Annotated in this window: 18 protein-coding genes and 1 pseudogene; 11 read left to right on the top strand and 8 right to left on the bottom strand. The window is 42.0% G+C overall.

What is annotated here, in order from left to right; genetic code table 11:
• Positions 1-239, top strand: a pseudogene (locus tag ABJK37_RS08205) (transposase); the annotation flags it as partial.
• Between the two features lie 298 nt (positions 240-537).
• A complete protein-coding gene (locus ABJK37_RS08200; protein WP_348351937.1) occupies positions 538-1,665 on the top strand; it encodes a hypothetical protein in 1,128 nt (375 codons plus the stop codon).
• A 314-nt stretch (positions 1,666-1,979) separates the two neighbouring features.
• Here the strand turns inward: ABJK37_RS08200 and ABJK37_RS08195 are convergent, their stop codons facing one another.
• The 8 genes from ABJK37_RS08195 to ABJK37_RS08160 form a co-directional block, all read right to left on the bottom strand.
• Positions 1,980-4,331, bottom strand: coding sequence for a hypothetical protein (locus ABJK37_RS08195; RefSeq protein WP_348351935.1), 2,352 nt, complete (start codon positions 4,329-4,331; stop codon positions 1,980-1,982).
• 93 nt (positions 4,332-4,424) lie between these two features.
• Positions 4,425-5,789, bottom strand: a complete 1,365-nt coding sequence (locus ABJK37_RS08190) for a phytase (RefSeq protein WP_348351933.1) — start codon at positions 5,787-5,789, stop codon at positions 4,425-4,427.
• A gap of 127 nt (positions 5,790-5,916) precedes the next feature.
• A complete protein-coding gene (gene iolE, locus ABJK37_RS08185; RefSeq protein WP_348351931.1) occupies positions 5,917-6,813 on the bottom strand; it encodes a myo-inosose-2 dehydratase in 897 nt (298 codons plus the stop codon).
• Between the two features lie 43 nt (positions 6,814-6,856).
• Positions 6,857-8,704: a 3D-(3,5/4)-trihydroxycyclohexane-1,2-dione acylhydrolase (decyclizing) gene (gene iolD, locus ABJK37_RS08180; RefSeq protein WP_348351929.1), complete on the bottom strand. Its 1,848-nt coding sequence runs from the start codon at positions 8,702-8,704 to the stop codon at positions 6,857-6,859.
• 10 nt (positions 8,705-8,714) lie between these two features.
• Positions 8,715-10,628 carry a 5-dehydro-2-deoxygluconokinase gene (iolC, locus tag ABJK37_RS08175; RefSeq protein WP_348351927.1) on the bottom strand — a complete coding sequence of 638 codons (1,914 nt, stop codon included), beginning with the start codon at positions 10,626-10,628 and terminating at the stop codon, positions 8,715-8,717.
• Positions 10,629-10,683: 55 nt separating this feature from the next.
• The gene (locus ABJK37_RS08170; RefSeq protein ID WP_348351924.1) at positions 10,684-11,814 is read right to left on the bottom strand and encodes a Gfo/Idh/MocA family oxidoreductase; all 1,131 of its coding nucleotides are present in this window, start codon (positions 11,812-11,814) and stop codon (positions 10,684-10,686) included.
• A gap of 20 nt (positions 11,815-11,834) precedes the next feature.
• The gene (locus tag ABJK37_RS08165) at positions 11,835-12,671 is read right to left on the bottom strand and encodes an ATP-binding cassette domain-containing protein (RefSeq protein ID WP_348351922.1); all 837 of its coding nucleotides are present in this window, start codon (positions 12,669-12,671) and stop codon (positions 11,835-11,837) included.
• 12 nt (positions 12,672-12,683) lie between these two features.
• Entirely contained in the window at positions 12,684-13,805 is a 1,122-nt protein-coding gene (locus tag ABJK37_RS08160; protein WP_348351920.1) for an ABC transporter permease, read from the bottom strand.
• Positions 13,806-14,515: 710 nt separating this feature from the next.
• Here ABJK37_RS08160 and ABJK37_RS08155 point away from each other — a divergent pair.
• From ABJK37_RS08155 to ABJK37_RS08115, 9 genes are all read left to right on the top strand, one after another.
• Positions 14,516-15,475, top strand: coding sequence for a sugar ABC transporter substrate-binding protein (locus tag ABJK37_RS08155; RefSeq protein ID WP_348351918.1), 960 nt, complete (start codon positions 14,516-14,518; stop codon positions 15,473-15,475).
• A gap of 117 nt (positions 15,476-15,592) precedes the next feature.
• Entirely contained in the window at positions 15,593-16,411 is an 819-nt protein-coding gene (locus ABJK37_RS08150; RefSeq protein WP_348351916.1) for a MurR/RpiR family transcriptional regulator, read from the top strand.
• A gap of 52 nt (positions 16,412-16,463) precedes the next feature.
• Positions 16,464-17,273, top strand: a complete 810-nt coding sequence (gene iolB, locus ABJK37_RS08145) for a 5-deoxy-glucuronate isomerase (RefSeq protein ID WP_348351914.1) — start codon at positions 16,464-16,466, stop codon at positions 17,271-17,273.
• 9 nt (positions 17,274-17,282) lie between these two features.
• On the top strand, positions 17,283-18,275 hold the full coding sequence (gene iolG, locus ABJK37_RS08140) for an inositol 2-dehydrogenase (protein WP_348351912.1): 993 nt from the start codon (positions 17,283-17,285) through the stop codon (positions 18,273-18,275).
• Between the two features lie 404 nt (positions 18,276-18,679).
• Entirely contained in the window at positions 18,680-20,887 is a 2,208-nt protein-coding gene (locus ABJK37_RS08135) for a TonB-dependent receptor (RefSeq protein WP_348351910.1), read from the top strand.
• A 173-nt stretch (positions 20,888-21,060) separates the two neighbouring features.
• The gene (locus ABJK37_RS08130) at positions 21,061-22,362 is read left to right on the top strand and encodes a metallophosphoesterase (RefSeq protein WP_348351908.1); all 1,302 of its coding nucleotides are present in this window, start codon (positions 21,061-21,063) and stop codon (positions 22,360-22,362) included.
• Between the two features lie 110 nt (positions 22,363-22,472).
• Positions 22,473-23,909 (top strand): MFS transporter, encoded by a 1,437-nt coding sequence (locus ABJK37_RS08125; RefSeq protein WP_348351906.1) that lies wholly within the window; start codon positions 22,473-22,475, stop codon positions 23,907-23,909.
• Positions 23,910-23,925: 16 nt separating this feature from the next.
• Entirely contained in the window at positions 23,926-24,399 is a 474-nt protein-coding gene (locus ABJK37_RS08120; RefSeq protein WP_348351904.1) for a hypothetical protein, read from the top strand.
• Between the two features lie 19 nt (positions 24,400-24,418).
• A complete protein-coding gene (locus tag ABJK37_RS08115; RefSeq protein ID WP_348351902.1) occupies positions 24,419-25,210 on the top strand; it encodes an inositol monophosphatase in 792 nt (263 codons plus the stop codon).
• Positions 25,211-25,278 lie beyond the last annotated feature (68 nt).

Here is a 25,278-nt window from a genome sequence, read left to right as displayed (position 1 = left end):
ACACCACAGGCAGAATAATCAGGGAGGACAAAGCAGGACATATTGACCATCAACAACACCCCATCCTACAAAGATTGGGCTTATCAGACGAACAATGGTTAACCCTTACAACAGAGTTTGAAAAACATTTTTGCTATGCAGCTGGTGCAGAAATGATGATGAACCAATTTAAAGCGCACACAGGCCATCAACGTATTCGAGGTATGGGTAAAGCAAAAACATTGCTACGCTGCGCATAACCTTAACAAATCAGTCAACTTATAACTAAGAAGGCACAGTTGTGCCCACCACTGCGTTGAATATCTATTATTTCCACAAAATAGGTTGAAACTCGCCCTCTGCTCAGACCTCAGTCAATCCAAACCATTTGCACGCTGAAAATCAATAGTGAATCTTTGAGGTAGACTCAAAATCTTATTATGGGTGGCTTGGTAAAACTCTTGCTGGATAGAATCGTATTCTAATTAGGTTGATGTTTTTATGCTTTCGACAACATACAATACCGTCGTTTAACTATCCGTAGCATGGAGCACTATCTTGAAATTCGTTGATACGTGGGATTATCACCGCGATAGGCCTGAGCAAAAGCCACAAGACTATTATCGCGCTTTACGGGTCGAGCTTTCCAAATCAGTTGGAAATCAAAAAATTGTTTATCTCGACACAAACTTTTGGGTCAGGTTACGGAAAGGGATGCTTGATCCTGAACAGTATACAAATGAGAAAGCTTTTCTTGATATTACAGTTGATCTGGCTGAGCGCGGCATTTGTGCTTTTCCGATCAGCGAGAATACGTTTTGGGAGGTGATGGGGCAATCAGATGAAAGAACGCTGAGGGCCACAGCTGTACTGATAGATACATTGTCTAAAGGCATAACGTCTATTTCATCACAAGAACGCATCCAGCTGGAATTCATGCATTTTTGGTATTCTTTCCAAGGGAAAGACCTTTACAAACTGTCTGAGCTGGTTTGGAGCAAGCTTGCGTATAGCGCCGGTCTATTTATCCCTTCAATGCCTGAGCTTGAACCAGAACAGGATAAATTACTTCAAAAAGCATTTATTGATCAAATATGGAACGCGTCCTTAGCTGAAATGCTAGATGTAATGCTAAGTGATGGTAAATTTACACCGCCCCCTAAATCCAATATTGCGGACAAACTAAGTCAAGGCAAATTTGCACATCAAGACGAAGCGAAAAGTTTTAAGGCAATGTTCCTCAATGAGATAGGTGGTGTGATAGACCTCTTTGGAGATGACCTCGCTGACATGATGGAATATATGTTCGAAAAAGAGCACGGTTCAAAACTTAGCGAAGCAGATAAATTAACGCACCGAGCAGAATCGATGCGTTTAATGCGTAACGCCATCTACAACTTATTTAAGCTCAACAAAATGCCACAAAACGCTCTTCCTACATTGAGAATATTGTCATCACTACATGCGGCAGTAAGGTGGGATAAAAGGCAAATATTTGATGATCATGATATGCATGACTTTGGCCACGCCACTACCGCTCTACCCTATTGCGATTATTTCTTTACTGAGAAGAGACTGCACCATCTATTGCAACAAAAGCTGCTTGGTTTAGATAAACTATACAATTGTGAAATCCGTTCAAAACTGGTTGAGGCTACTAGGGTACTTCAACAGCTTAAAGTATAATTAACAATTTTGTGCCTTCGCATACCGGCCATTGGACTTACACTATCAGATAATTTTGTGAGTGTCCCTTTTTCGCTCAGTCATTGGCCAGTAAGAAACTATATTACTCAGTTTGATACTTTAACACTCACCGACATCACCTGTTGGCTCACGCTAGGCTCAAAATAATGCCGAAAAATTGGATTAAATATGAAGGGTATTGTGGATGCTTGTTTCAATTATTAGTCATCAGCTTATAGAAACAAAACTACCCTAGCAGATCATCTACTAGGGTAGTTTGGAAACCGGCTCATACCAGTGACAGAGCCGCTTTATTAGCGTGCAGGAAGCGCAACCTCAGCATATTTATTCATGCCTGAACCACCCATGGAGCCGGCGTCATAAATATAACCGTATACCGCACCCTTATCGGTTTGCTTGATAAGGTTACCGCGTACCCATAGTGCATTTACACCATCAACCTGAAGGCTTGGCTCACTCCATGTATTTTCGTTGCGATAGGTATAGAATATGCGACCTGTGTCTTGTTCAATAAAAACAACATGTACACCAGAGCCATATCCGATGGCATCGGCGCCAACCTGTTCAGAATCGGCAGCGTTTTGTACAACGGATCGACGGGTTACTTGTGTTGCTTTGGAAAGCTTACCTTCTGCATTGCCAAGACGCTCCCACAACTCTCCATTACTCAGCCGATAAATAATGCTTACGGTATCCGATTCATCTAAGTAAACCAGCGGGAGTATGGAACCAGCATCTTCGACTTCGGTACCCAAACCAGAGGCCACTAATGTGCGCTCTGTCAACTGACCATTGGCTAATATTTGTCGATACCAAGCGCTGCCATCGATGCTGGTATACGCAAGATGCACAGTATCGTTTTTGCTACGCACCACCACCGGACCAGAAAGATCCCCTGCGAGCTCTTGGTCAATAATGGTTTCTTCACTCCACTGACCTTCAGGTGAGCGAATTCTGAATAGAATTTTTTGCAGATTACCGTAGACACCTACCACACTGCCGTCAGATCTTACGGCGAGATCCGAGACCTGTACCGGGGGTTCTTGCGGGGAAGCCAGTTTTTCATCGGTAATGGCCCATGTATCAGGATGGGTAGGATGATCAGACGTGCGGAACACGTGGTAAAAAACATGATCAGATGTTTGATGCAAAGTGTGGATCTCATCGCCAACATGAGTCGATGACACACCCTCCAAATCGCCTGTTTGAGGGCGGTTAGTGCCATCTAGCTCGCGCCAAGTTCTGCCACCATCCGTTGATTTGACTGTCATCATCATATTGTCTGTTTCTGAGGGCTCCATCAAAAAGTATAGATCCCCATTGCTTGCTTCCCATGGACCAATACGCGTTGGCGTTTCAACAAATGTGCCGCCCAAATGACCTTCGGGCACCTCCACTGTCACTAGGGGGGTATGTTTGGCCTGCAAGGGCTTACCTTGACTATCAACCATTCTGAACTCAAAGGTATCCCCTGTTTTATTCAAAACAGCTCCGTCGGCTATGCGGCGGATTACTATAGGAAATTCCCACTCACTTTGGGCCAAAGACGCGGCCCATTTGGAAGATGTTGGGGCATAATCGATAGCTGAACCACCGGTAAATGGCAGCGTCGATGCCTGCAAAATATCTTGAGTTGGGTCACCGTAATCAAAGACGTCACTAGACATGATACTTACTATGGGGGAATGAGCTTCGCCAGAAATTTCAAATTCTTCGAATTCGACCGTGCTTTTTGCCGGAAGGTAAATACCTAACAATGATTTAGGAATATTGTTTCCCAGATTTTCAGTCAATTCTATGCCTTGTATGAACTCATCCCATTCATATTCGACAGTGACCTCAGAGTCTACTACCACCACTTTAACTTCAATCCATTGATTAGACTTTACGTCAACCTCATGGCTTGCCACTACGGATTCCTCACCCCTATGTGTACGCACAATATTAATGGCACTATTCGCTACCACATCTACACGAAAGTAATTATCGGCGTCAACATAGCCAAAGACGATGCCCGCTTGCGAAGCGTCTTGTAAACGCATAACGGCTGCAAATTCCTCTGCCTCCCAGTGTATTTGGTATTGACCTAAGGCGAGTAATGGATTTTGTTGCGTCGCAACGCGTAGGACTGCCTCATCATTGTCAGTGGGCACAGACATAAGCGCTTGGCTACCTTGGATAAAATGCCAGCGATCTGAAAGCGGTTCATTCGACGAGGATGAAAAATCCAATATCCGTTTTTTGATCGGGTAGGGAAAGTCCTCTGCCGTCAATGGCTCCCAAGAGCTGTTGTTGCGACGATACTGCAAGCCGAATTGTTGTTCAGATTGCGATGAACCTTCAACTTCAAAACGCAACCTAAATGGTTGGTCGGCCTGAACAACGGTTGCTTGATTGAGGTCAGTAGCCCAACCTTTATCCGCATTCAGCGGGGCATTAAAATCAGAGCGAATACGAAAAGCAGTCTGTTGCAGGTTTTCCAATGTCTCAGTCGCATCGGTTTCGTTTTTATCAGGATTGGAACAGCCTACAACTAACAGCAAAGCGGCTGCGAAAGTGAAGAACGATATAAAACTGACATTCTTTCGAATTGAAAAATGATGTTCTAATCTATTAAGTCCTAAAGCGGATAAATAACTACTCATGAGGTTCTCCTGTTCAAAAGGGGTCTGGTGACTATTTGGGTGAATTAGAGAAATTGGGGGGTAAAGCCAAGCTCTCCCCCCTAATTTTGAGATTTATTTCCTAGTCAAATCTTTAGTATTGACTGGTAAGTTGAGCTTGCTTGCTATATCTCCCCAAGAGACATATTTGAAATTACTGTTGTCTCCTTTAGCACCATCAAGGTGTTCCCTAGATGTTGCATTTTTACCGTCTTGCATCACTAATAAACCTTGGTCAAACTTTCCACCTAGATTGACGTTAACGACCATCATTCCGTCGGTTTCGTTGACTGCATCAACGCTACTACCATCAGTAACTGTGAAAGAGCTAACATATTGGTTGTCTCCGTCTCGCTGATAAAGCGCAACCGTATTATCACCTTGGCTAGACGCCAATATATAGCCCTTGCCATTACCACTGTCATACATGGTTAATCCTTCAGCATCGGCGTTTAAATATGGGTCACCATAGCCAGGGGCTTTATTGAAATCTAAGGTACACGCGTATTCTTCTTCTGCCTGATCCCATACTCTAGTGTAAGGCACGCCGTATTTCTTAACTTTAGAAAATAACGACCATGTTCTGACGTCGTTAGGCGCACTTAAGCTGGTTTTCCAAATACCCACATCTTCTTGGGCTAGAAATAGAGTGTTATTTTCTGGATCAGCCACCATGCCTTCAAAATGTGGCAGCTTACCGTCATCATCACTGCAAGGAGTCCAAAATTGGCCATTCGGCAAAGAGAAGGCGCTAGGGAAAACAATATCTACCATACTGCGATAATTGACTTTGCCTTGAGTGTCGACAAATAACTCCAACTGAGCCACAGTGGTTGTGCTGTTTTGTGTCACAAATGCCATGTACTTGTCAGTTTTAGCGGTCGCCAATCCGTAAGCGGTTAAGCCTTCATTGACCTCTTCTTGAGTGCTAGTAAATATACGCGGGACATCGGCAGCAGTAATATCTTTTAAGACAATATTACCATCTGAATTTTCTTCGATAGCATAAATAACAAGGGTATCTAAACCACGATCTGAAGCAACAGCAATGTCAATTAGTTTGCCGTTTAGATTAAAGTTATAGATCAAATCAACATTGTTAATACGCCCAGCTTTATTTTCACATTTCCTGTTATTCTCACAACCTGGTGCGGGTGCGGCAACAATGTGTTGTAGAAGATTTCCGTCCAATGAGTAGGTATCTAACCCACCTTTTTTTAAGGCCGTAATGACAACACTGCGGCTTTTATCAGTGGGATGGATCCAGATGGCTGGATCATCAACATCGGTAAAAAACTCCATGTCATTACTAAAGTGCGAACGTGTTTCCAATGTAGCATTCACTTTTGCAACATTGGGTGTATTTGACGCAGTAGCACATGCCTGAGTGCTTAAAGCGAGTAAAGAAAGTGAGATGATGTTGTACTTAAATGTTTTCATTATTTTATGCCCTAGTTAATTAGTGTGCTCAGATTAACCGAGTGTCTATAAATACTGGCTTGTCAAAACATTAAACTAAGTTAATGTTGGATAGGAGTTGAGTTGCTTTATGGCTAGGGCTTGCATATCAATTGATTGTTAGCCCAGCACTAGCAGCAAAGTTTTGCAGATTTTTAAAGCCTAACTTGGCGTAGGTCAGAGGATGGGCGATGGCAGGATCTTGTTCAGCCTCTACCACAATCCACCCATCGTACCCTTGCGATTTAAGTAGTTTAAAAATAGGTAGATAATCCACATCACCATCGCCAGGTACGGTGAATACGCCATTTAGAACGGCTTCGAGAAAGCTTAAATCACGATTTTTGGCGTCCTTTAAAATGTGACCTCTTATATCTTTGGCATGAAAATGAATTATTCTATCTGCATATTTTGTCGCAACATCTAACGGATTCGCACCTGCGAAAGTTAAGTGACCAGTATCTAAAAGTAAGCCTAATGAGGGTTTGGTGTTTTGCATTAAGTAATCAATATCTTGGGCCGACTCGACTACCGTCCCCATATGGTGGTGGTATGCCAGTTGTACGCCTTGACTTAAACAATAATCAGCAACTTGCGAGAGTCGCTGACCAAAGTCTTGCCAGTCAGTGTGTTTAAGAGTTGGACGTTGAGACACTGGCACCATTCGTTCACCATGAACGCAACCGGTGACTTCACAGTACACCATGACTGTAGCACCACCTTTCTTTAACAGTTGCAGGTGATCTTCAATCGCTGTAAGTTCCTCTTCGACACTATGGGACAACAATTTCCCGCTAAACCAACCGGATACAAGTGATAAGTCATGCGTTTTTAGAACAGCATTTAATTCTTCACTTTTACGAGGAAATTTATTACCTAATTCAAAACCTGAGTACCCCGCTTCACGGCCTTCACTTAGACATTGTTCTAATGGGGTATTGGCCCCCAAAGATGGCAGGTCGTCATTTGTCCAAGTAAGCGGATTAATTCCAATTTTTACAGTCATAATTATGTATCCCAAAAAGCCCCAACAAACGCTGACGCTAATATTAATAAGGTTGCTTAGTTTTATTCGAAATATAGTTTTTGTGAGCCAGTGAGACGTTATCGTTTATTGATACTTCTGGTATAGCCACATCCCACCACGAGTCACCATTGTCAGTCGTGATATAGGGGTCGGTGTCGATTGCAATCAAATAACTTGAATTAGCGGCTTTAGCTCTGATGATGGCTTGCTCAAGTTCAGCAATGTTTTGTACTGACTCAGATTGCACACCCATTGATTTTGCGTGTTGGGCAAAATCAATTTTTGGAGCCGGTTGACCGTTGGTTTGACAGTTTTCCAATAAGTTATTGAACGGTTCACTGCCTGTCGACATTTGTAGACGGTTGATACAGCCATAACCGCGGTTATCCAGCAAAACCACAATGATTTTATAACCCAGCATGACAGACGTTGCTAACTCTGAGTTCATCATCATATAAGAGCCATCACCCACAACAACAATGACGTCGCGCTCTGGCTCAGCCATTTTAATGCCAAGCCCACCGGCGACTTCATAACCCATGCAAGAAAAACCATACTCAACGTGATATGTGGCACTATCTTCACTACGCCATAGTTTGTGTAATTCACCAGGTAGTCCACCAGCGGCACAGACAATCACGTCCGTTGTATCTGATTGCCGCTTAACGGCTCCCAGCACTTGTGCATCACTAGGTAACCCCTTTTCATTAGGCGCAGTCACTGACTGATAGCTTTGCTGCCACTGTTGTTTTAGGTTTTGTGCTTTAGCAATCCACGATGACTCTGGAGACCAATCACTAAGTGATTCATTTAACGTTTCGATGACAGTCTTGGCGTCACCATGAAGCGGTATAGCGCCATGTTTTATTGCATCGAACTGTGTAACGTTTACTTGGACGAGAGAACACCCTTGTTGACTAAATAGCGTGCGAGATTCGGTTGTAAAATCTTGCAAACGACTACCGACAGCAATAATGAGGTCGGCCTTTCTGGCCAGTTCATTTGCGGCGGAAGTTCCGGTTACCCCAATACCACCCATTGCCATAGGATGCAGCCAATTTAGGCTACCTTTACCCGCTTGTGTTTCGGCTACGGGAATAGTGTATTTTTTAGAAAAGGAAGCAAGTGCCTGTGTTGCCAGTGAGTACTTTACTCCGCCGCCAGCAATAATGAGTGGCCGTGAAGCATGTTTTAATTTAGCAAACACTATGTCTAATTCGTGCTGTTCAGGAGCGGGTCGGCGTATACGGTGCACTTTTTTATCAAACATACTGATAGGGTAATCAAATGCTTCAGCTTGAACATCCTGAGGGAGTGCAATCGTTGCTGGACCACAATCTGCAGGATCGAGTAACGTCCGCATCGCCATTGGCAAACTATTAATCAGTTGCTCTGGACGAGATATCCGGTCAAAAAAACGACTCACTGGTCTGAAACAGTCATTAACTGAAATTGTCGGATCACCATAACATTCAATTTGTTGCAATACGGGATCTGGCGTCCTGTTGGCAAATACATCACCAACAACAAACAAAACCGGTAACCTATTGGCATGGGCTAGGCCAGCAGCCGTCACCATATTTAGTGCCCCGGGGCCAATTGAGGTTGTACACATCATCATCTGCTGACGATTTTTCTGTTTCGCAAAGGCAATGGCTGCATGGGCCATGCCTTGTTCATTATGTGCTCGATAGGTGGGAAATGAATCACGTTGTTGATGTAAAGCCTCACCAACACCTGCGACATTGCCATGCCCGAATATTGCAAAACATCCAGCAAATATGGGCTCCGCATCGCCATCGATTTCTAAATACTGCTGTTGCAAAAATTGGACTAGCGCTTGGGAAGCGGTTAAACGTATTGTAGTCATAGATATTCCTCTACGCCTTTCTACTGCGCCAAGCGTCTACTAGGCGTAAGTAATTATTTTTAATTTGATGCACAAATTCAATATCATCAATTTCATTATTGAGCCATGCTCGGCTAGGTGCCCCGAATATAGTTCTGCCTACTGCGAAACCTTTGCAAATAGGGTAATTTGCGCTGTTTTTAAAAGCCTGCGCCATTTCTTCGAAAGGGGCATCTAACCCTAACAATATAACGCCTCGACAATGTGGCGATCGCTCACTAATTAACGTTGAAATTGTGCGCCAAGCCGTTGAGCTAGGAGCTGGCAATTTCCACCAATCAGGTCGAATACCTAAATTGTATAGACGCTGCATAACTAAGGGGACATTATTGTCGGAAGCCGGCATATCACTAGGAGGAATAATTTCTAATAGTAACTCATGTCCGCTACTACAACAGGAATGGTAAAGTTCTAACAACTTGCGTTCTTGTTGCAGACGCAACTCACTGTCATCTTCGGGATGAAAGAACACCAAACATTTTACAACATGTTCAGCGGGCCATTTTTTCAACATGCTCCCAATTGAACTTTGACCTTCTAACTCAATAGGTCTAGATGATGGAAGCTCTACTGGACGACCAATCCACCAATTTTGTCCGGTGACTTGATTAAGCGCGTCTTGGCCGTAGGTGTCATCTATTAATACACCTGGTTGAAATTCAAACTCCGGTGAGTCTACGCATTCAGTAATTGATTGAACTAAAAGCTGTTTTAGTATTTTGATACGCGCTGGATCGGCATGAGCATTGCGCGCCATTTCGTAAAATTGTTTACGATGATCAAAAGCAAGAATACAAAGCTCTCGCCATTCTTTTGGCGAATTATTTGTGACTCGGTGTAAGTAGTTAATTTCGGTATCCAAATCAGGACGAAGTACACTGTGTCTGCGTGATAAGTAATTATCTAACTCCTCTTCAGAGGGGATCGCAGGGGCACAGTTATGTCTCGATACCACTAAGGCGCCACAAGCATTTGCGTAGTCACAGCATTTTTCATAACTTTCATTACGCAACCAACCGCGTAAAAAGCCACTCATAAAGGCATCACCAGCGCCTAACACATTAAGCACTTCGATTTTAACGCCGTAACGGGTAAAACCTTCATCCAATGTATCAGGAATTTTAGCGTCGAAAACACTGCAACCCAGGGCGCCTCGCTTAACCACTATTTCGGCGTTGGTTATTTCTCGAATGGTTTTCAAGCAAGCAATAGTATCGGTGCTGCCACCTGCAATATGGATTTCTTCTTCTGTACCGACTATCAAATCACACAAGGGCAAAATAGACTGTAAATGTTGAGTCACTGACTCATTCGAGACGAAACGATTTTCCCCTTCACCTATACCTGTTAATCCCCATAATACCGGACGATAGTCGATATCTAGTATGACTTTAGTACCCGCCTTTCGGGCATATTCGATTGCTTTTAGGCTTGTTTCATTGACCTGTTTAGTTGAGAAGTGTGTACCAGTAATAAGTAATGATTTGCTGGAAGCAATATAGTCATAATTAAAGTCTGCAGTATCGACAGCCATATCAGCGCAATCAGTGCGATAGAAAATCAGCGGAAAACTGTCATTATTTTTGATGGACAACAGCACCAATGCGGTTAAACGCTCGGGGTCGGTAATCACATGGCTAGTATCACAACCAACCCGTTGCAATTCTTCTTTGATAAATCGGCCCATATGTTCGTCACCAACTCGAGTTAACATCGAAGATTTTAAGCCGAGACGAGCAGTGCCAAAAGCAATATTGCAAGACGAGCCCCCTAAGGACTTACTAAAGGAATTAACGTCTTCCAGCCGGCTGCCAATTTGATCGCCATATAGGTCAACGCTCGCGCGTCCTAGACATATCACGTCAAATTTGTGTTTTTTTACCATTCTAAAGTTACTCCAATTAGATATTCAGCTTTTTTCCATTACAAACAATGCCGAATTACGCTTCTTTTATATTTATCCATCGGCCTAGTTGATGCGATTTTTCAACGGCATCAATGACCAAATTAACGTTATATCCTGCGCGGAAATCCGGCCAGATAGGTTTGTTTGTAGCAATCCCTTCGATAAGATCTCTGACTTCTACTATTTTTTGATCGTTGTATCCAAGTCCGTGCCCAGCTGATATACAAAAATACTTATAATCTGGATGTTCTGGACCGACTAAAATGGTTTTAAAACCTTCTCTGGCAGAGTGACCCCCTGATTGGTAAAGTTTAATTTCTGATAGTCTTTCTTGGTCAAAAATCAGAGTGCCTAAGGAACCGGTGACCTCATAGGTCAATCCCATTTTACGACCCCAAGCTATCCGGCTGGTCTCTATGGTTCCAATCGCACCTTGGTCAAAACGCAACATCGCATGAGCCTGATCTTCATTTTCGACTTCAGAAAATTTTCCAGGCTGACCCGCTACAGGACGCTGCTTAATGACAGTTTGTAAATCCCCATTCACTGCAGCTATGTCACCCACTAAATACTGCGCCATATTGATGATGTGCGAGCCCAAATCACCTAAAGCCCCACTACCAGAATGTTCGCGTTTCAAACGCCAGCTCATTGGCACCAAGGGGTTAGCAAGGTAGTCCTCATTATGAGTACCTCTGAAGTGAACAATTTCACCGATTTCACCACTGCTAATAATTTCTTTAGCTAATTGACTTGTAGGATTTTTCGCATAGTTAAAACCAACTAATGTTTTTACGCCTGCTTTTTCAGCCGCTAGGGTCATTTCTAACGCATCTTTTGCATTGAGCGCTAATGGCTTTTCCGAATAAACATGCTTACCAGCACCAATGGCCGCAAGCGCCATTTCCTTGTGCAAATAATTGGGTGAGCAAATATCAACCACATCGATATTGGGGTCGTTGACTAAATCCTGCCAATTACCAGTGGAACGATTAAATCCCAGTTCTGATGCTTTCTCTGCTGCCAAAGAATCATTAATCTCAGCTAACATTTCGCACTCAATTCTGGCGCTCAATGGAAAGATTGAGGGAGCGGAATGCAACGCTATTGCATGGGCCTTGCCCATGTACCCTGTTCCAATTAATCCGACACGTATGACATTCATGTTAGTTGCCTCTGCAAACTTTAATTATCATTTGGACTCGCCTCTGATAGTGATGGGCAGTTTTTTGTTGTTGAGTCTCGCTCATATTCATTCATGTCTGACTCCATCTCCGCCAATTCAGCACTACCTGACATCATTTCTAATACTTCTTCTCGCGCAATATTCTGTTTCTGATAAGTGCCAAGAGAACGCCCTCTATTGAGTAAAGTGAATTTATCTGCGACGGGATAAGCATGATGGACATTGTGGGTAATAAAAATAACAGCGAGACCGCGACTTCTAGCTTTTGCAATCACTTTTAATACAATGGCAGATTGCTTCACACCGAGTGCCGCTGTGGGCTCATCTAAAATAAGCACTTTAGCGCCAAAATATATAGCTCGAGCAATAGCCAAACATTGCTGTTCACCACCGGACATAGTGCCTACCAACTGCTTCGGGTCTCTTACTTGAATACCCATCTCAGCCAGACCCGTCATCGCGATTCTATCCGCAGTGGTAACATCAAAATAACGTAATGGCCCCCACCCTTTGGTAATTTCCCTGCCCATAAAAAAGTTTCGACTGATGCTCATTAGCGGCACCAAAGCTAAATCTTGATAAACGGTCGCAATACCCAAATCCAATGCCTGCTTAGCAGATTTCAGCCTGACAGCTTGGTCTTCAAAGCGCACCTCTCCTTGGCTCGGCTGATAAATGCCTGCCAAAATTTTAATCAAGGTGGATTTACCGGCACCGTTATCACCTAGCAAACAATGTACTTCGGCTGGATATATCTCGATATTAATATCCTGCAACGCAATAACGGAGCCAAAAAACTGACTAACGTTGCTAAGCTTAACAATTGTATTTGGCATTATTGTTCCAACTTAACGCGTTAAACGCTGTCTAATGAAGTTATTGAACAGCACGGCCATTAACAACATTATGCCTAGGAATACTCGAAACCAATCTGAACTGATCCCCGAGAAAAATAGACCTATTTGTACGACACCGAAAATGAGCGCTCCAAAAAGAGCACCTAATACCGAACCATATCCGCCGGTTAGTAGGGTGCCACCAATCACTACCGCAATAATTGCTTCAAACTCTTTTAAAACGCCTCTATCGGCAGCTGCAGAACCAAATTCGATCACCTGACAAGAAGCATAAACAGCTGCGCAAAAAGCGGTAAACATGAATAGAATGACTTTTACTTTAGCGGTGGGAATACCCATATTTGAAGCGGCCTTAGGATCACCACCGGTGGCAAATATCCAATTTCCAAAACGCGTAAAGAACAATACCCAACTGCTTATGCAGGCTAAAGCAATACTCCAAATAATAACCATTGGAATACCAGTGACAATCGGTTCGCCGTCTGCATAAGTATCCATTACACCTATTTGGGCAAGCCAATTGAAAATACTTTGGCCAAATTCACCGCCAAATAACGGTGCTAACCAATCGTCTTCCGCTCCATTATTGACACCGCTTACAATGGTTTTATTGGTGAATAAAATAGAGAGGGCGATGGTAAGCCCGCGTAAGATAAATAGAAAAGCTAAGGACACGATAAACGAAGGCAGCTTAGTCCGAACAACGATATAGCCTATTAACGCCCCGATTAATGATGCCACCGAGAGTGTTAGTAATAAGCTCGACCAAATAGGCCAACTCCAATATACCGTTGGAATTGCGATAACCATGCCACAAAAGCCAATCATCGATCCCATGGATAAATCAAACTCTCCAGAAATCATTAAAAGACAAGCACCTACTGCTAATATGGCTAACTGAGCAGAAACGGTTGCCCAATTTAAAATACCATCTGCAGCAAACATTCCCGAATCACCCGCTATCATGGCAAACAAAAATAAAACCAGCACTAGGCCTGCTATCGCACCGAAATCGGGGCGACTCACTAAAGCATGAATAGCAGAAATATCTCTAACGCGTTCATCGCTATCAGATGCTGCGGTGACTAAATTGCCTTTATCATCAATGTTCATGGATGTTCTTTTTGCATTAGCGGGTGGTGAGTCGGTGAATATAATTTAGAATATATATTCCAAAAAATCAATATGTGAAATGAATAATTTAATATACGTCGAGTTTTGAAAGTGCAAGCCTAGTGTCTTAATCGCCTAATCATGGTATTTAGAGGGTGTTTAGCGATTTTTTAGAATAGAATTTTTGTTCCACTAGAGTTTTTTCTGATCGCTGAATAATGACTTCAGTCACTCTTTGAGTACACATTTTTATCAGTTTTTGGGTTTCGCCAGGGGCAGTTGAAGTAACAATATCCGCGACTTCGCAAGCAGTTACTATAGATGGCGTTCTCGACGAGGATGCAGTTGGCGTGCAAATTGATGAGATAGGTAATGAGATTAATGATGAAGTTACAATGGGATGCAAAGTGGGATTCAATCATTAAGCGCCTGACAACATAAATACTCGATATCAACATCGGAAATAACCAGAAGTTGATGCAAACCCATTTCCTTAAGTTTATATAAAGCATGACTTGCACTGATTTTACTCATTAAACTCGTGGTACAGATGCGTAATAAATATTTCACAACAGTCCAAATCATTTGTTGACAGTTTAACCAAAGACCGCCTAAAATGGAATGAAAATTCTATTTAATCTTAATATGGAATGATTTAACTAAAACATTTAGATGTAGTGTTATCTTCCTTTACGCAGATGGTTAATTAAATGAAATTTGACAATCGAGTCCTATTTTACGTGAGCAAGTTATTCGTTGCCATTAGCGCAATGACATTCCTGGCTTTGCCGATTTACGCTGCAAATGAAAGATTCATTATGGTGAGTCATGCACCGGATTCAGACCCTTGGTGGAATACCATTAAGAACGCGTTGAAAGAAGCCAGTAGCGATATGGGTGTTGAGGTCCTATATCGCAATCCCGCTAGCGGTGACTTGGCGGATATGGCTAGAATTATCGAACAATCTATTGCCTCAAAACCAGATGGGCTTATCGTTAGCATAGCGGATTATGATGTACTTAAACGGCCATTAGAAAAAGCGCTAAAGAAGCAGATCCCTGTCATTACAATCAATTCCGGCACCTATCAGCAAAGTCAGCAGCTAGGGGCATTAACGCATATTGGTCAACCGGAGTATACCGCAGGATATGAAGCCGGGAAAAAGGCTAAAAACGCCGGTGTGACTGAGTTTTTATGCGTAAATCATTATATTACTAATCCTTCTTCAGTAGAAAGATGCCAAGGTTATGCGGATGGTCTTGGTGTTGAATTAGGTAATAGTATGCTTGACTCATCGCAAGATCCGACTCACATAGAAAAGAAAGTACATGCTTATCTCAGAAGTCATTCTAATACCAATGGTATCCTTGCTTTAGGCCCAACTTCTGCAATACCCGTTATTCGATTATTAAAAAAAATACGTGAAGCGGGAAAAATGCATTTCAGTACGTTTGACCTCAGCGATGAAATTGCTGAAGCAATAGAAACGGGGACAATCGATTTTGCAATTGATCAACAACCTTATTTACAAGGTTATATGCCAATAGTGATGCTGGCTCTTTACAGTCGTTACGGAATCATTCCTGCTAACGATATGCATTCTGGACCTGCTTTTATTACTAAGCGCAATTTGCCATCGGTTCGCGATTTGTCCGGTACAGTACGTTAACGATAACAATTGATTGGAGACTCTTCAGTAAAAAAAATCAATTTTTGGAATGTATGTTTTATTTTAATCCTTTATATTTCAAACAGTATTTTATAAATAGAAGAGAGTCATAAGAATATGAATGCAAAAACAGCCACTACTCTTGAAGATTTAAATGCGGAGATTACGCAAAAATTTTCTAATTTGAGTAAACGCCTACAGCAAGTTGCAGAATATGTGTTAGATAACCCTAACGGTATTGCGTTTGGTACTGTTGTTATGATTGCTAAAGATGCAACCGTACACCCTTCTACTTTAATTAGATTTGCTAATGCCTTCGGCTTTTCGGGTTTTAGTGATATGCAAAAATTGTTTCAGAAAAAATTACTTCAAGAATCTTCGAGTTACGAAGATCGAATCAATTTAGTGAAAAATGACAGTTCACTTGATGATCAAAATGCTAGCCTCAATTTGCTTAAACAATTTAGCGATGCAAATAGTCGTGCGATGGATTATTTAACAGACAATATTGATTCTGAAGATTTAGAAAAAGCTCGTTTAATATTATCCAATGCCGACATTATACATGTTAAAGCGGTGCGACGTTCATTTCCTATCGCTAGCTATTTGGCGTATTTACTCAACCATATTAACGTTCGCTGTTATTTGCTAGATGGTGTGGGTGGCATGCACAAAGAACAAGAACACTTAATTAGAGAGAAAGATGCGGTCATCGTCATTAGTTTTCATCCTTATGCAAGTGAAACACAATCAACAGTGGATGCTGCCATTGCAAAAGGTACACCTATCATATTGTTTACAGATAGTCCGTTAAGCCCTCTTATAGAACACGCTAACGTCTGTTTTACAGTCAAAGAAGCCGAAATTCATTCATTCCGATCTCTCACAGCAACTATGTGTTTAGTCCAGTCTCTCGCAATAAGTCTGGCGCATTAATTAATGCTCGAGTTGATCATACTTTTGTTTTCATGAGAACCTCGAGGTAAAAATGTCGTATTTACACAGTCGTCCTAGTGACGTTGATAAAGAAGGTTGTATTCAACGCATCACTACAAAAAAAGCCAATTGGGATTATGTAGAGTTTGAAGTACATACATTATCTAAAGGGCAAAGCAAAACGTTCCTAAGCAATGATCAAGAAACTTGCATGGTTTTCGAAACTGGGCTGGCCAAAGTTGAAACAAATACTGAATCTTGGCCTTCAGTTGGTGAACGGATGTCGGTCTTTGATAAAAAAGCACCTTACAGTGTTTATACCCCGCCAAAAGATAAAATTACTGTTACCGCACTGACTCATTTGGAAGTCGCAATTTGTAGGGCGCCGGCTATCGGTATATATCCTACTAGACTGATTCAGCCTAGTGATTGCAGTTATGAATTAAGAGGTAGCGGAACCAATCAACGTCACGTGTGTAATATTCTGTTTGCAAATATGGAAGCCGAAAAACTGCTGGTTGTAGAAGTCATAACGCCTAATGGCAACTGGTCTAGTTACCCGCCGCACAAACATGACAGTGATAACTTTCCTGAGGAGACCTCTTTGGAAGAAACCTATTACCATAAGCTAAATCCCGAGCAGGGCTTCGCATTCCAACGTATTTACACCGATGACCGCAGTATCGATGAGACGATTGCGGTAGAGCACAATAGTGTTGTGATGGTCCCAGAAGGTTATCACCCAGTTGGTGCACCCCATGGTTACGAACTCTATTACCTAAATGTGATGGCAGGCCCTTCAAGAGAATGGGTGTTTAAAAATGATCCAGCCCATGAATGGATCATCGAGCAAAATAAATAAGGATAAAACATGATTAATTTCGCATTACTGGGCGCCGGTCGAATTGGAAAAATGCATGCCGAGCTGATTGCAGCGTCTTCAAAAGCTACTCTAAGCTACGTTTTTGATACACACGCGCCTTCTGCACAAGCGTTAGCGGACAAATACAACACAGCGGCTGCTAACTCAATTGATGAAGTATTGAAAGACGTTAGTGTCGATGCGATTTTGATTGCTACCACTACAGATACTCACGTAGATTTCATTGTTAAGGGTGCCAAAGCGGGTAAAGCCATATTATGTGAAAAACCAATAGACTTGAGCACCCAAGTCGTGACCGAATGTTGGGAACAAATCAAGGATCTAAACATCCCGATTCAAATTGGCTTTAACAGACGATTTGACCCTACACATTCAAGTTTGCAACGTAAACTCGCTGATGGTGAAGTGGGTGTTCTGCAACAGCTCATTATTACCAGTCGAGACCCGGATATGGCACCCGCAGAATATTTGCGCCATTCGGGTGGTATTTTCCGAGACATGATAATCCATGATTTTGATATGCTGCGTTTTATCACCGGCGAAGAAGTGGTTGAAGTACATGCCGTTGGCAGTACGTTAATTGACGAGGGGTTAGCTAAATTCGGCGACGTAGACAGTGTGATGCTAACGCTTAAAACGTCATCGGGAAAACTCTGCCATATTAATGGTTCCAGGCGATGTGTATATGGTTACGATCAACGCATAGAAGCATTTGCAGACAATGGGATGTTGCAATCAACCAACCCATTGCCGCACTCGGTCAGTACCTCAAACGCGGCAGGGACCCAGAGTCAAAGTCAGTTAAATCCATTCTTCATCGAACGTTATCAGCAAGCCTATCAACGACAGCTCGAGAGTTTCATCGACGCCTTGATCAATAACATACCGCCTTCACCATCATTTACAGATGGAATGCAGGCTCAAATTCTAGCGGATGCTGCGCAAGAATCACTAGATGCCGGGATAACCATAAAACTGTAACCGTATAACTGTGAGTTGTTAAGGTTATCCTCACCGCTTTCGTCTTAATAGAATTTTCATTCCATTACTAAATATTAGAACGCTATCTCATTCAATTGAACCTATATCAGACAACTTAAGAGTTGTCTGATATCCCTCCCCGCCCTCTAAAATCACGTTGTTTATTATAAGTAACAAAAATTAATTGAAAATGTTAACGAAACGTACATTCTAAAGCTTGATAAATTGAAAAATAAATTCTATATTGTCAGTGTCTTCTCAACTAGAACAGAATAAATAGAAGGCTAAACATAATTTACAATCAAAACTGACGATACGACACACATACAACAGGCTGTCCTTTATCAAAGATAATCATCAGTTTTAAGTCGCCACCTATAACAAGATTACATGAGGGATGCACAGTGAAAAAAAGAGGCCCAAAAAACAAATCGACTTATTTAAGTCACTGTATTTCATTACTATTATTGTCAGGGTTTACTGCCCAAACACAAGCGCAAGATTCAGATGAGTTAGAACAAATTGAAGTTATTGGCACACCTGTATTTCGTGACCGAACCGCTACTATTTCTCCCGCACTAGTGTATGGCGTGTCCTTTTTCCAGCAATTTGAGCCCACGTCTGCCGGTGACATGTTAAAACGCACACCTGGTATTTCGTTCAGCAGCGATGTTGGCGAATATGACGCACCTCAAATGCGAGGCTTAGGCGCAGGTTATACTCAAATTTTAATTAATGGCAGAAAAGTACCTAGCAGTGGATCGGATAGAGCTGTGTTCGTTGATCGCATTCCAGCTGAAATGGTTAAGAGCATTGAGATTATTCGCAGCCCTAGCGCAGACCAAGACAGTCAAGGTGTAGGTGGCACAATCAATATCATCTTAAAAGATGGTGCAAGTTTTGAAGGTGGTAATGCCAGACTTGGATTATTACGATTTGACGATGGAGAGATGCGCGGAAGTGGTGCGTTTGGGTACAGTGGTAGCAACAATGATATGACTTGGAATGCCTCTGGCAGCGTTCAGGAACGTTATGTTCCAAAGCTAAAAATGGAGCGCCGCTTTGAGCCTGATGGTACGTTGAAAGAAGAAGAACGGGAAGATGATGTTCGGGATAGCGACGATATCTCATTTAACGCCAATGTCAGTTATTTACTCAACGACACCTCTACATTAGATTTGAGTGCCAATTTTGTATCGACGACTCGAGAAGAAAATCAAGTTGAGACTGTTTGGGAAGTTGAGGAAGGCGAGTTTACTTTGGATGGACAAGCTCGAGATGACGTCGATATAGATGAAGACTCCTATATTTTGGGTGCTATTTATCAAACAGAAATTGGCGATGACACGCAATGGGAAACCTCAGTTAATTATAGTCGTATTCAGAGTACTGAAGATGTAGTTAAGTTTGAACGAGAAACTCAGGATGGCATTTGGGAATACGATGCAAAAGAAGATTTAAATACGCAAGATTCGGAAGTCCTATTCGCTTCTTCTATTAAACACGAACTGTCGGATGATGTTGAACTAAAATTTGGGGTGGACGGCTCAAGAAAAAAACGTAATGAAAAGTACCGAGAATTTGCGGTTGATTCGGATACAGGCATCATTGAAGAAACAGATTTAGAACAAGAATACGACGCCATAGAAAAACGTTTTGATGGCTTTATGCTGGGTCAAATAAGTTTCGAAAACGATATAAGCTTGGAATTAGGCGTACGTGTTGAACATACCAAACGAAATATCGATAGCATGTCGATTAACGTAGATACCTCTGATACTCAAGTAAACCCCTCAATCCATTTTTCAAAGCGATTTGATGCTGACAATACCATGCGAATGAGCTTAGCTAAGACAGTTCGTCGCCCCGATTTTAAGCAATTATCCCCTAACATTGAATTTGATGAGCCAGAAGACGGCGACGCAAAACAAGGTAACCCCAACTTAAAGAACGAAGTCTCTCTAGGATTTGATATTGGTTATGAGCGCAATTTAGCAGACCGAGGTATCTTTGGCCTCAATGCGTTTTATCGTAAAGTAAGCGATGTAATTGAAGATGTTGGCGTAGGTACCGCTCCGGATGGAGGCATACTGTTTTCATATGACAACGCTGGTGATGGCGATATTTGGGGTGTGGAATTCGACCTGAACAAACCACTCTCTGATAACACTGGGTTCTTTGCAAACTTAACGCTGTTAGATTCTGAAATAATTGACCAATTTACCGGTAAAGAGCGTCGTTTCAGAGATCAATCTAACTATATCTACAATTTTGGCATTACTCACAATATCCCTGATTGGAATACGAGTATGGGCTTTAGTTATCAAAAGCAAGGTGACAGCTTGTCTGTGGATATTGATAGAGATGTAGAACTAAGCTACGACGGAAATTTAGAAGTTTTCTTAGAAAAACGCTTTGGTACTGACTATGTATTGCGATTAACTGCCACTAATTTGCTGAATGCCCATAAGATAGAAAAATTCGACAATTATGATGGAGACTCTGCAGCAGAAATATTAGAAAACCACATAAATGGCAATATTGACGAGTTGGAAACCGAAGATGAAAGTGCTAGTCGTATTATCACCCTAACACTCAGGGCATTCTTCTAGAGTTCACCTTAACCAAGATTCCTCAACTTGCTAGTTGGGGAACTTGGCCTGACTTTTAACCTAATATTGAGTATTGATAGCATCATAAGATTACTATCGATACTCAGCTTGATCGGCTTGTCATGTGGAGTAAATAAACAATGAACAAACTAAGTATTGATGGAAAAAATCTAATGTCAAGATTGCCTCACATGCTCTTTCTATCAGTTTTAATCATGGGTTGTAGCAACGAAGTTGAAGAAGTCGCCCCCCCTGCTAAAACGTCGATAGCGTCTGCAAATAAAGCAGAAAGCCCATTAGAACTAGGTTTTATCGCATTTGGAGACAGCGGATATCACACTGATTACCTCAAAGAAAAACAATTCACACCTTTAAAACCGACGAGACAAGATTTTATTGATTTTGAATATGCCGAATGGATTAAAAAAGGGCATAAACCAGAAGATTTTGTGCCGCCTCCTAGTGAGTTTGTTGAAGCCGTCGGCAGCATGGTGGACGCCAGTGGATTGTATCCTGTTGCTGATGCAATGAAATCATTTTGTTTAAAAGAAGAATGCGAATTTTCAGTCATGTTGGGAGACAATATTTATCCCGACGGGGCTACTGTCGGCGCGGATGGTAAAGATGATACTACGCGCTTCGATGATATTTTTACTAAACCACTTGGTGGGTTAGGTCAAGGTAACCCTGACTATCGTATTTATACTGCATTAGGTAATCATGATTGGGATACTTCACGTGAAGGTGCGATGGCACAAGTGGAGTTTATGCAAACCAATAAACCATTCTATATGGATGGCATTTTTTATACCGTTAAGCCACCAGCGGCTATGGGGGATATAGAAATTTTTGTTATCGATACCGATGTTATGTTGGCGGGCGAAACGGTATTAGACGCTGAGTTAAACCCAGATGGCAGCGAAGCCACCGACTTAGAAGTTGATAAGCCTGATCCATGGAAAGTTCCTCAAAATTCGGATGAAAGAAATATGGCTTCTTGGCTTGAAGAAAAACTCAAAAACTCCACCGCGAAATGGAAATTTGTAATTGGTCATCACCCTATTTGGTCAAGCGGCGGCAGTAAATTTGAACAGGCTAAAGTGATCCGCAGAATGATAATGCCTGCTATGTGTCAATATGCTGATATTTACTTTGCAGGTCACGAGCATTCTTTAGAATTGCATGAAGATAGTTGTGAGGCTGAAATTGGTAAAGGAAAAAATAAGCCTCTGCTGCAAGTATTATCTGGCGCTGCTGCCAAACAACGTCCGGTGCATAAAGCTTTTAAGGCATATCAAGATGCAACTTACCCACAAAATAAGGCTATTTTTGTTCAAGGTATGACCTGGGGCTTTTCGCATATTCAATTGAGTGGAGACATGGCAACTATTCGCATGTTAACCACACCCAATGACGGTAGTGGTAAGGTTAATCTGGAATATACCTACCAGTATCCGCGCCGGACAGGCAATTAGCCCCATAACAAATCGTTAGTTAAAACGTTACCTGTCAAAACAAGTGATAAAAAAATCAAGTGTCAGGTAACCTTTAAACTGCAATTACTTACTCTTTATTAGGCCGTTTTATGATTAGTATGATGCAACGATTTTTCTCTCGTTTGGGAGTGAGTCAAACATGTAGAAGTGCCATTGGTTATTTCGCGTCATTACCTGACCAACCAAAAAGTAATAATCCAGCTTATATCGATCAACAATTTAGTTATCACCGTCGTAATGTGATTGTCATCGTTACTTTTTGCTACGGTTTAGGCTACGTGTGCCGCCTGGCATTTAACGTTGTCAAAAAGCCTCTAATGGACGCAGGTGTGTTTACTCCCGAAGAGTTAGGCATTATTGGTTCCACCTTATTGTATGGCTATGCCCTAGGGAAATTCACCAATGGTTTTCTAGCAGATCATGCCCACGTAGGGCGTTTCTTTGCTGCTGGACTGTTTTTGTCGGCTATGGCAAACCTAGGAATGAGCTTTTCTGATCTAGCCTGGGTATCTGCGCTGCTTTGGGGACTCAATGGTTGGTTCCAAGGATTTGGGGCACCGTCTAGTGTGGTTTCCTTAGCTCATTGGTATACCAATAGTGAAAGAGGTCGCTACTACGGAATATGGAGCACAGCTCACTCTATTGGTGAAGGACTGACCTATTTAGGCATCGCTTGGTTAATTGCTGCAGCACCCAAAGGATTGGGGTTGGATTGGCAATGGGGACTTTGGACCCCAGCAGTCATATGTATTTTTGCGGCCTATTTAGTATGGCGATATTTACCTGATAGGCCCGCCACTATGGGATTGCCCACAGTGGCTGATTGGAAGTCAGAGCACGGCGAAATTAACCCAGATGTGGCGAAAGAGTCTGTTTGGAAAACGCAATTGAGGGTGCTGACAATCCCATCAATATGGATTTTAGCCATTGCCAGTTCGAGTATGTATGTCACCCGCTACGCCATTAATAGTTGGGGAAATGTATATTTACAAGAAATACGCGGATTCGATTTATTTGATGCTAATTTATTTATCTTCTTCAATACGGTCGCTGGAATTTTGGGCTGCTTAGTATATGGACTGGTTTCAGATAAAATGTTTAATGCTCGTCGTCCACCGGCAAATTTGATTTTTGGTTTATTAGAATTAGGCCCCTTAATAGTGATCTTTTATGGTCCTCAGAATACTCTCATTTTGGGTATTGCGCTGGTTGTCTACGGTTTTGGCCTCAGCGGTATTCTCGCTTCACTAGGGGGATTGTTTGCCATTGATATTGCACCCAAAAAAGTCGCGGGAGCAGCAATGGGTTTCATTGGTGTATTTAGCTATCTTGGCGCAGGTTTACAAGACTATATTAGTGGAAAACTCATTTACAGCAGTCAAATTGTATTTACCTTTCCTAGCCAGCAGCAAGATTTTCAAGTGTTTTTCTATAACTATGATAAGCCTATTATCTTTTGGGTGGGCGCGTCAGTATTGTCGATTATTTTGGCTTCCGCATTATGGAAAGTAAGAGCAGCAGACTAAGGGGGATGATTAACCTATGAAAAAACGACAATTGATTATTACTTATTTATTGTTAGGGCAACTTATGGCCTGTGGTGACGATAATAGCAATGCTTTTTGTGACAATCATGCAGATATCCATCAACAGCATGTTGACAAGGTCACACGAGTGAATGTTGTTTATTCAGAAAACGGTGAGCTAACGGCAAAACTAAGTGTCCCTATGTCTGACGCCGCTGAGACTGCGTTAGGTGAAAATTCTAACATCATCAAAATCACTGCTGAGTCGAGCTGTGAGGTGATTTCACCCAAGATTGTGAATGGAGAAGACTATTGGCAATCTGAGTACAAATTTGAATGCGGCGCGAACAATAAATTACAACATGTCTCCATTGAGGTATTAAATAATTTTCCTGAGATTCAAGAAGTAGAAGCTCATATTAAAACTCCTGCAACTAATAAAAACTTCATCCTCAATCGCCGTTGCGATAGACCGATTTTTGTATTGTAACTTTTAAATAGGTAGATTCATGGACAAAATAAACTCAAGACTGACATTTGCATGCGATACAGCGCGAGCGGCTGGTGCTTTAGCACTAGGCTACTTTAGTGACCTCAGTAGCCTCACAATCGTTAGTAAAGGGGTGCAAGACATGGCGTCCGAAGCTGATGTCAACACCGAGAATTTAATTAGAGCTGCAATTGAAAAACAATTTCCAGAAGATGATTTTTTCGGCGAAGAGAGTTCTGATACATATCAAGCAAAAGAGGGTTGTGGGGTATGGGTGGTAGATCCAATTGACGGTACTCAACCCTTTATTAACGGTATCCGCAGTTGGTGTATTTCAATTTCATTTATTCAAAATGATGAAATAATTATTGGCGTGATTTATGACCCTTGTACTGATGAAATGTTTGCGGCAGCAAAAGGTCAAGGAGCAACGTTAAATGGCTCAAAAATGCAAACTTCACAAGCCAGTAGTGTTGCCGAAGGGCTGATTAGTATTGGTTACTCAAATCGCGTGACACATGATGCTACCTTAAATCCTTTGCAGCGTTTAATGCAACAGCAAGGCATGTTCCATCGCAGTGGTAGCGGAGCATTGAGTTTGGCTTATGTCGCTGCCGGTAGATTACTGGGCTACTTTGAACCCCATATGAATATTTGGGATTGTGCAGCGGGAATTTTGCTAATTGAAGAAGCAGGTGGCAAAGCTTTCAACACCTTGAGAAACGAAAATTACTTAATCGATGGTGACGTGGTAATTGCCGCTGCGAGTGGCGTATACGCCCAATTATTAGACATTGTTGAGGGAGATTAATAATAGTTAATGTTTTACACATCATTATTTTATATTGCTAGTCATATAATGCTAACAAATCTAAAATG

This window comes from Paraglaciecola sp. (assembly GCF_039964565.1).
In the GTDB taxonomy this organism is placed as follows: Bacteria; Pseudomonadota; Gammaproteobacteria; order Enterobacterales; family Alteromonadaceae; genus Paraglaciecola.
Note: the sequence above shows the minus strand (reverse complement) of the source record. Positions and strands in the feature narration are given on the sequence as shown.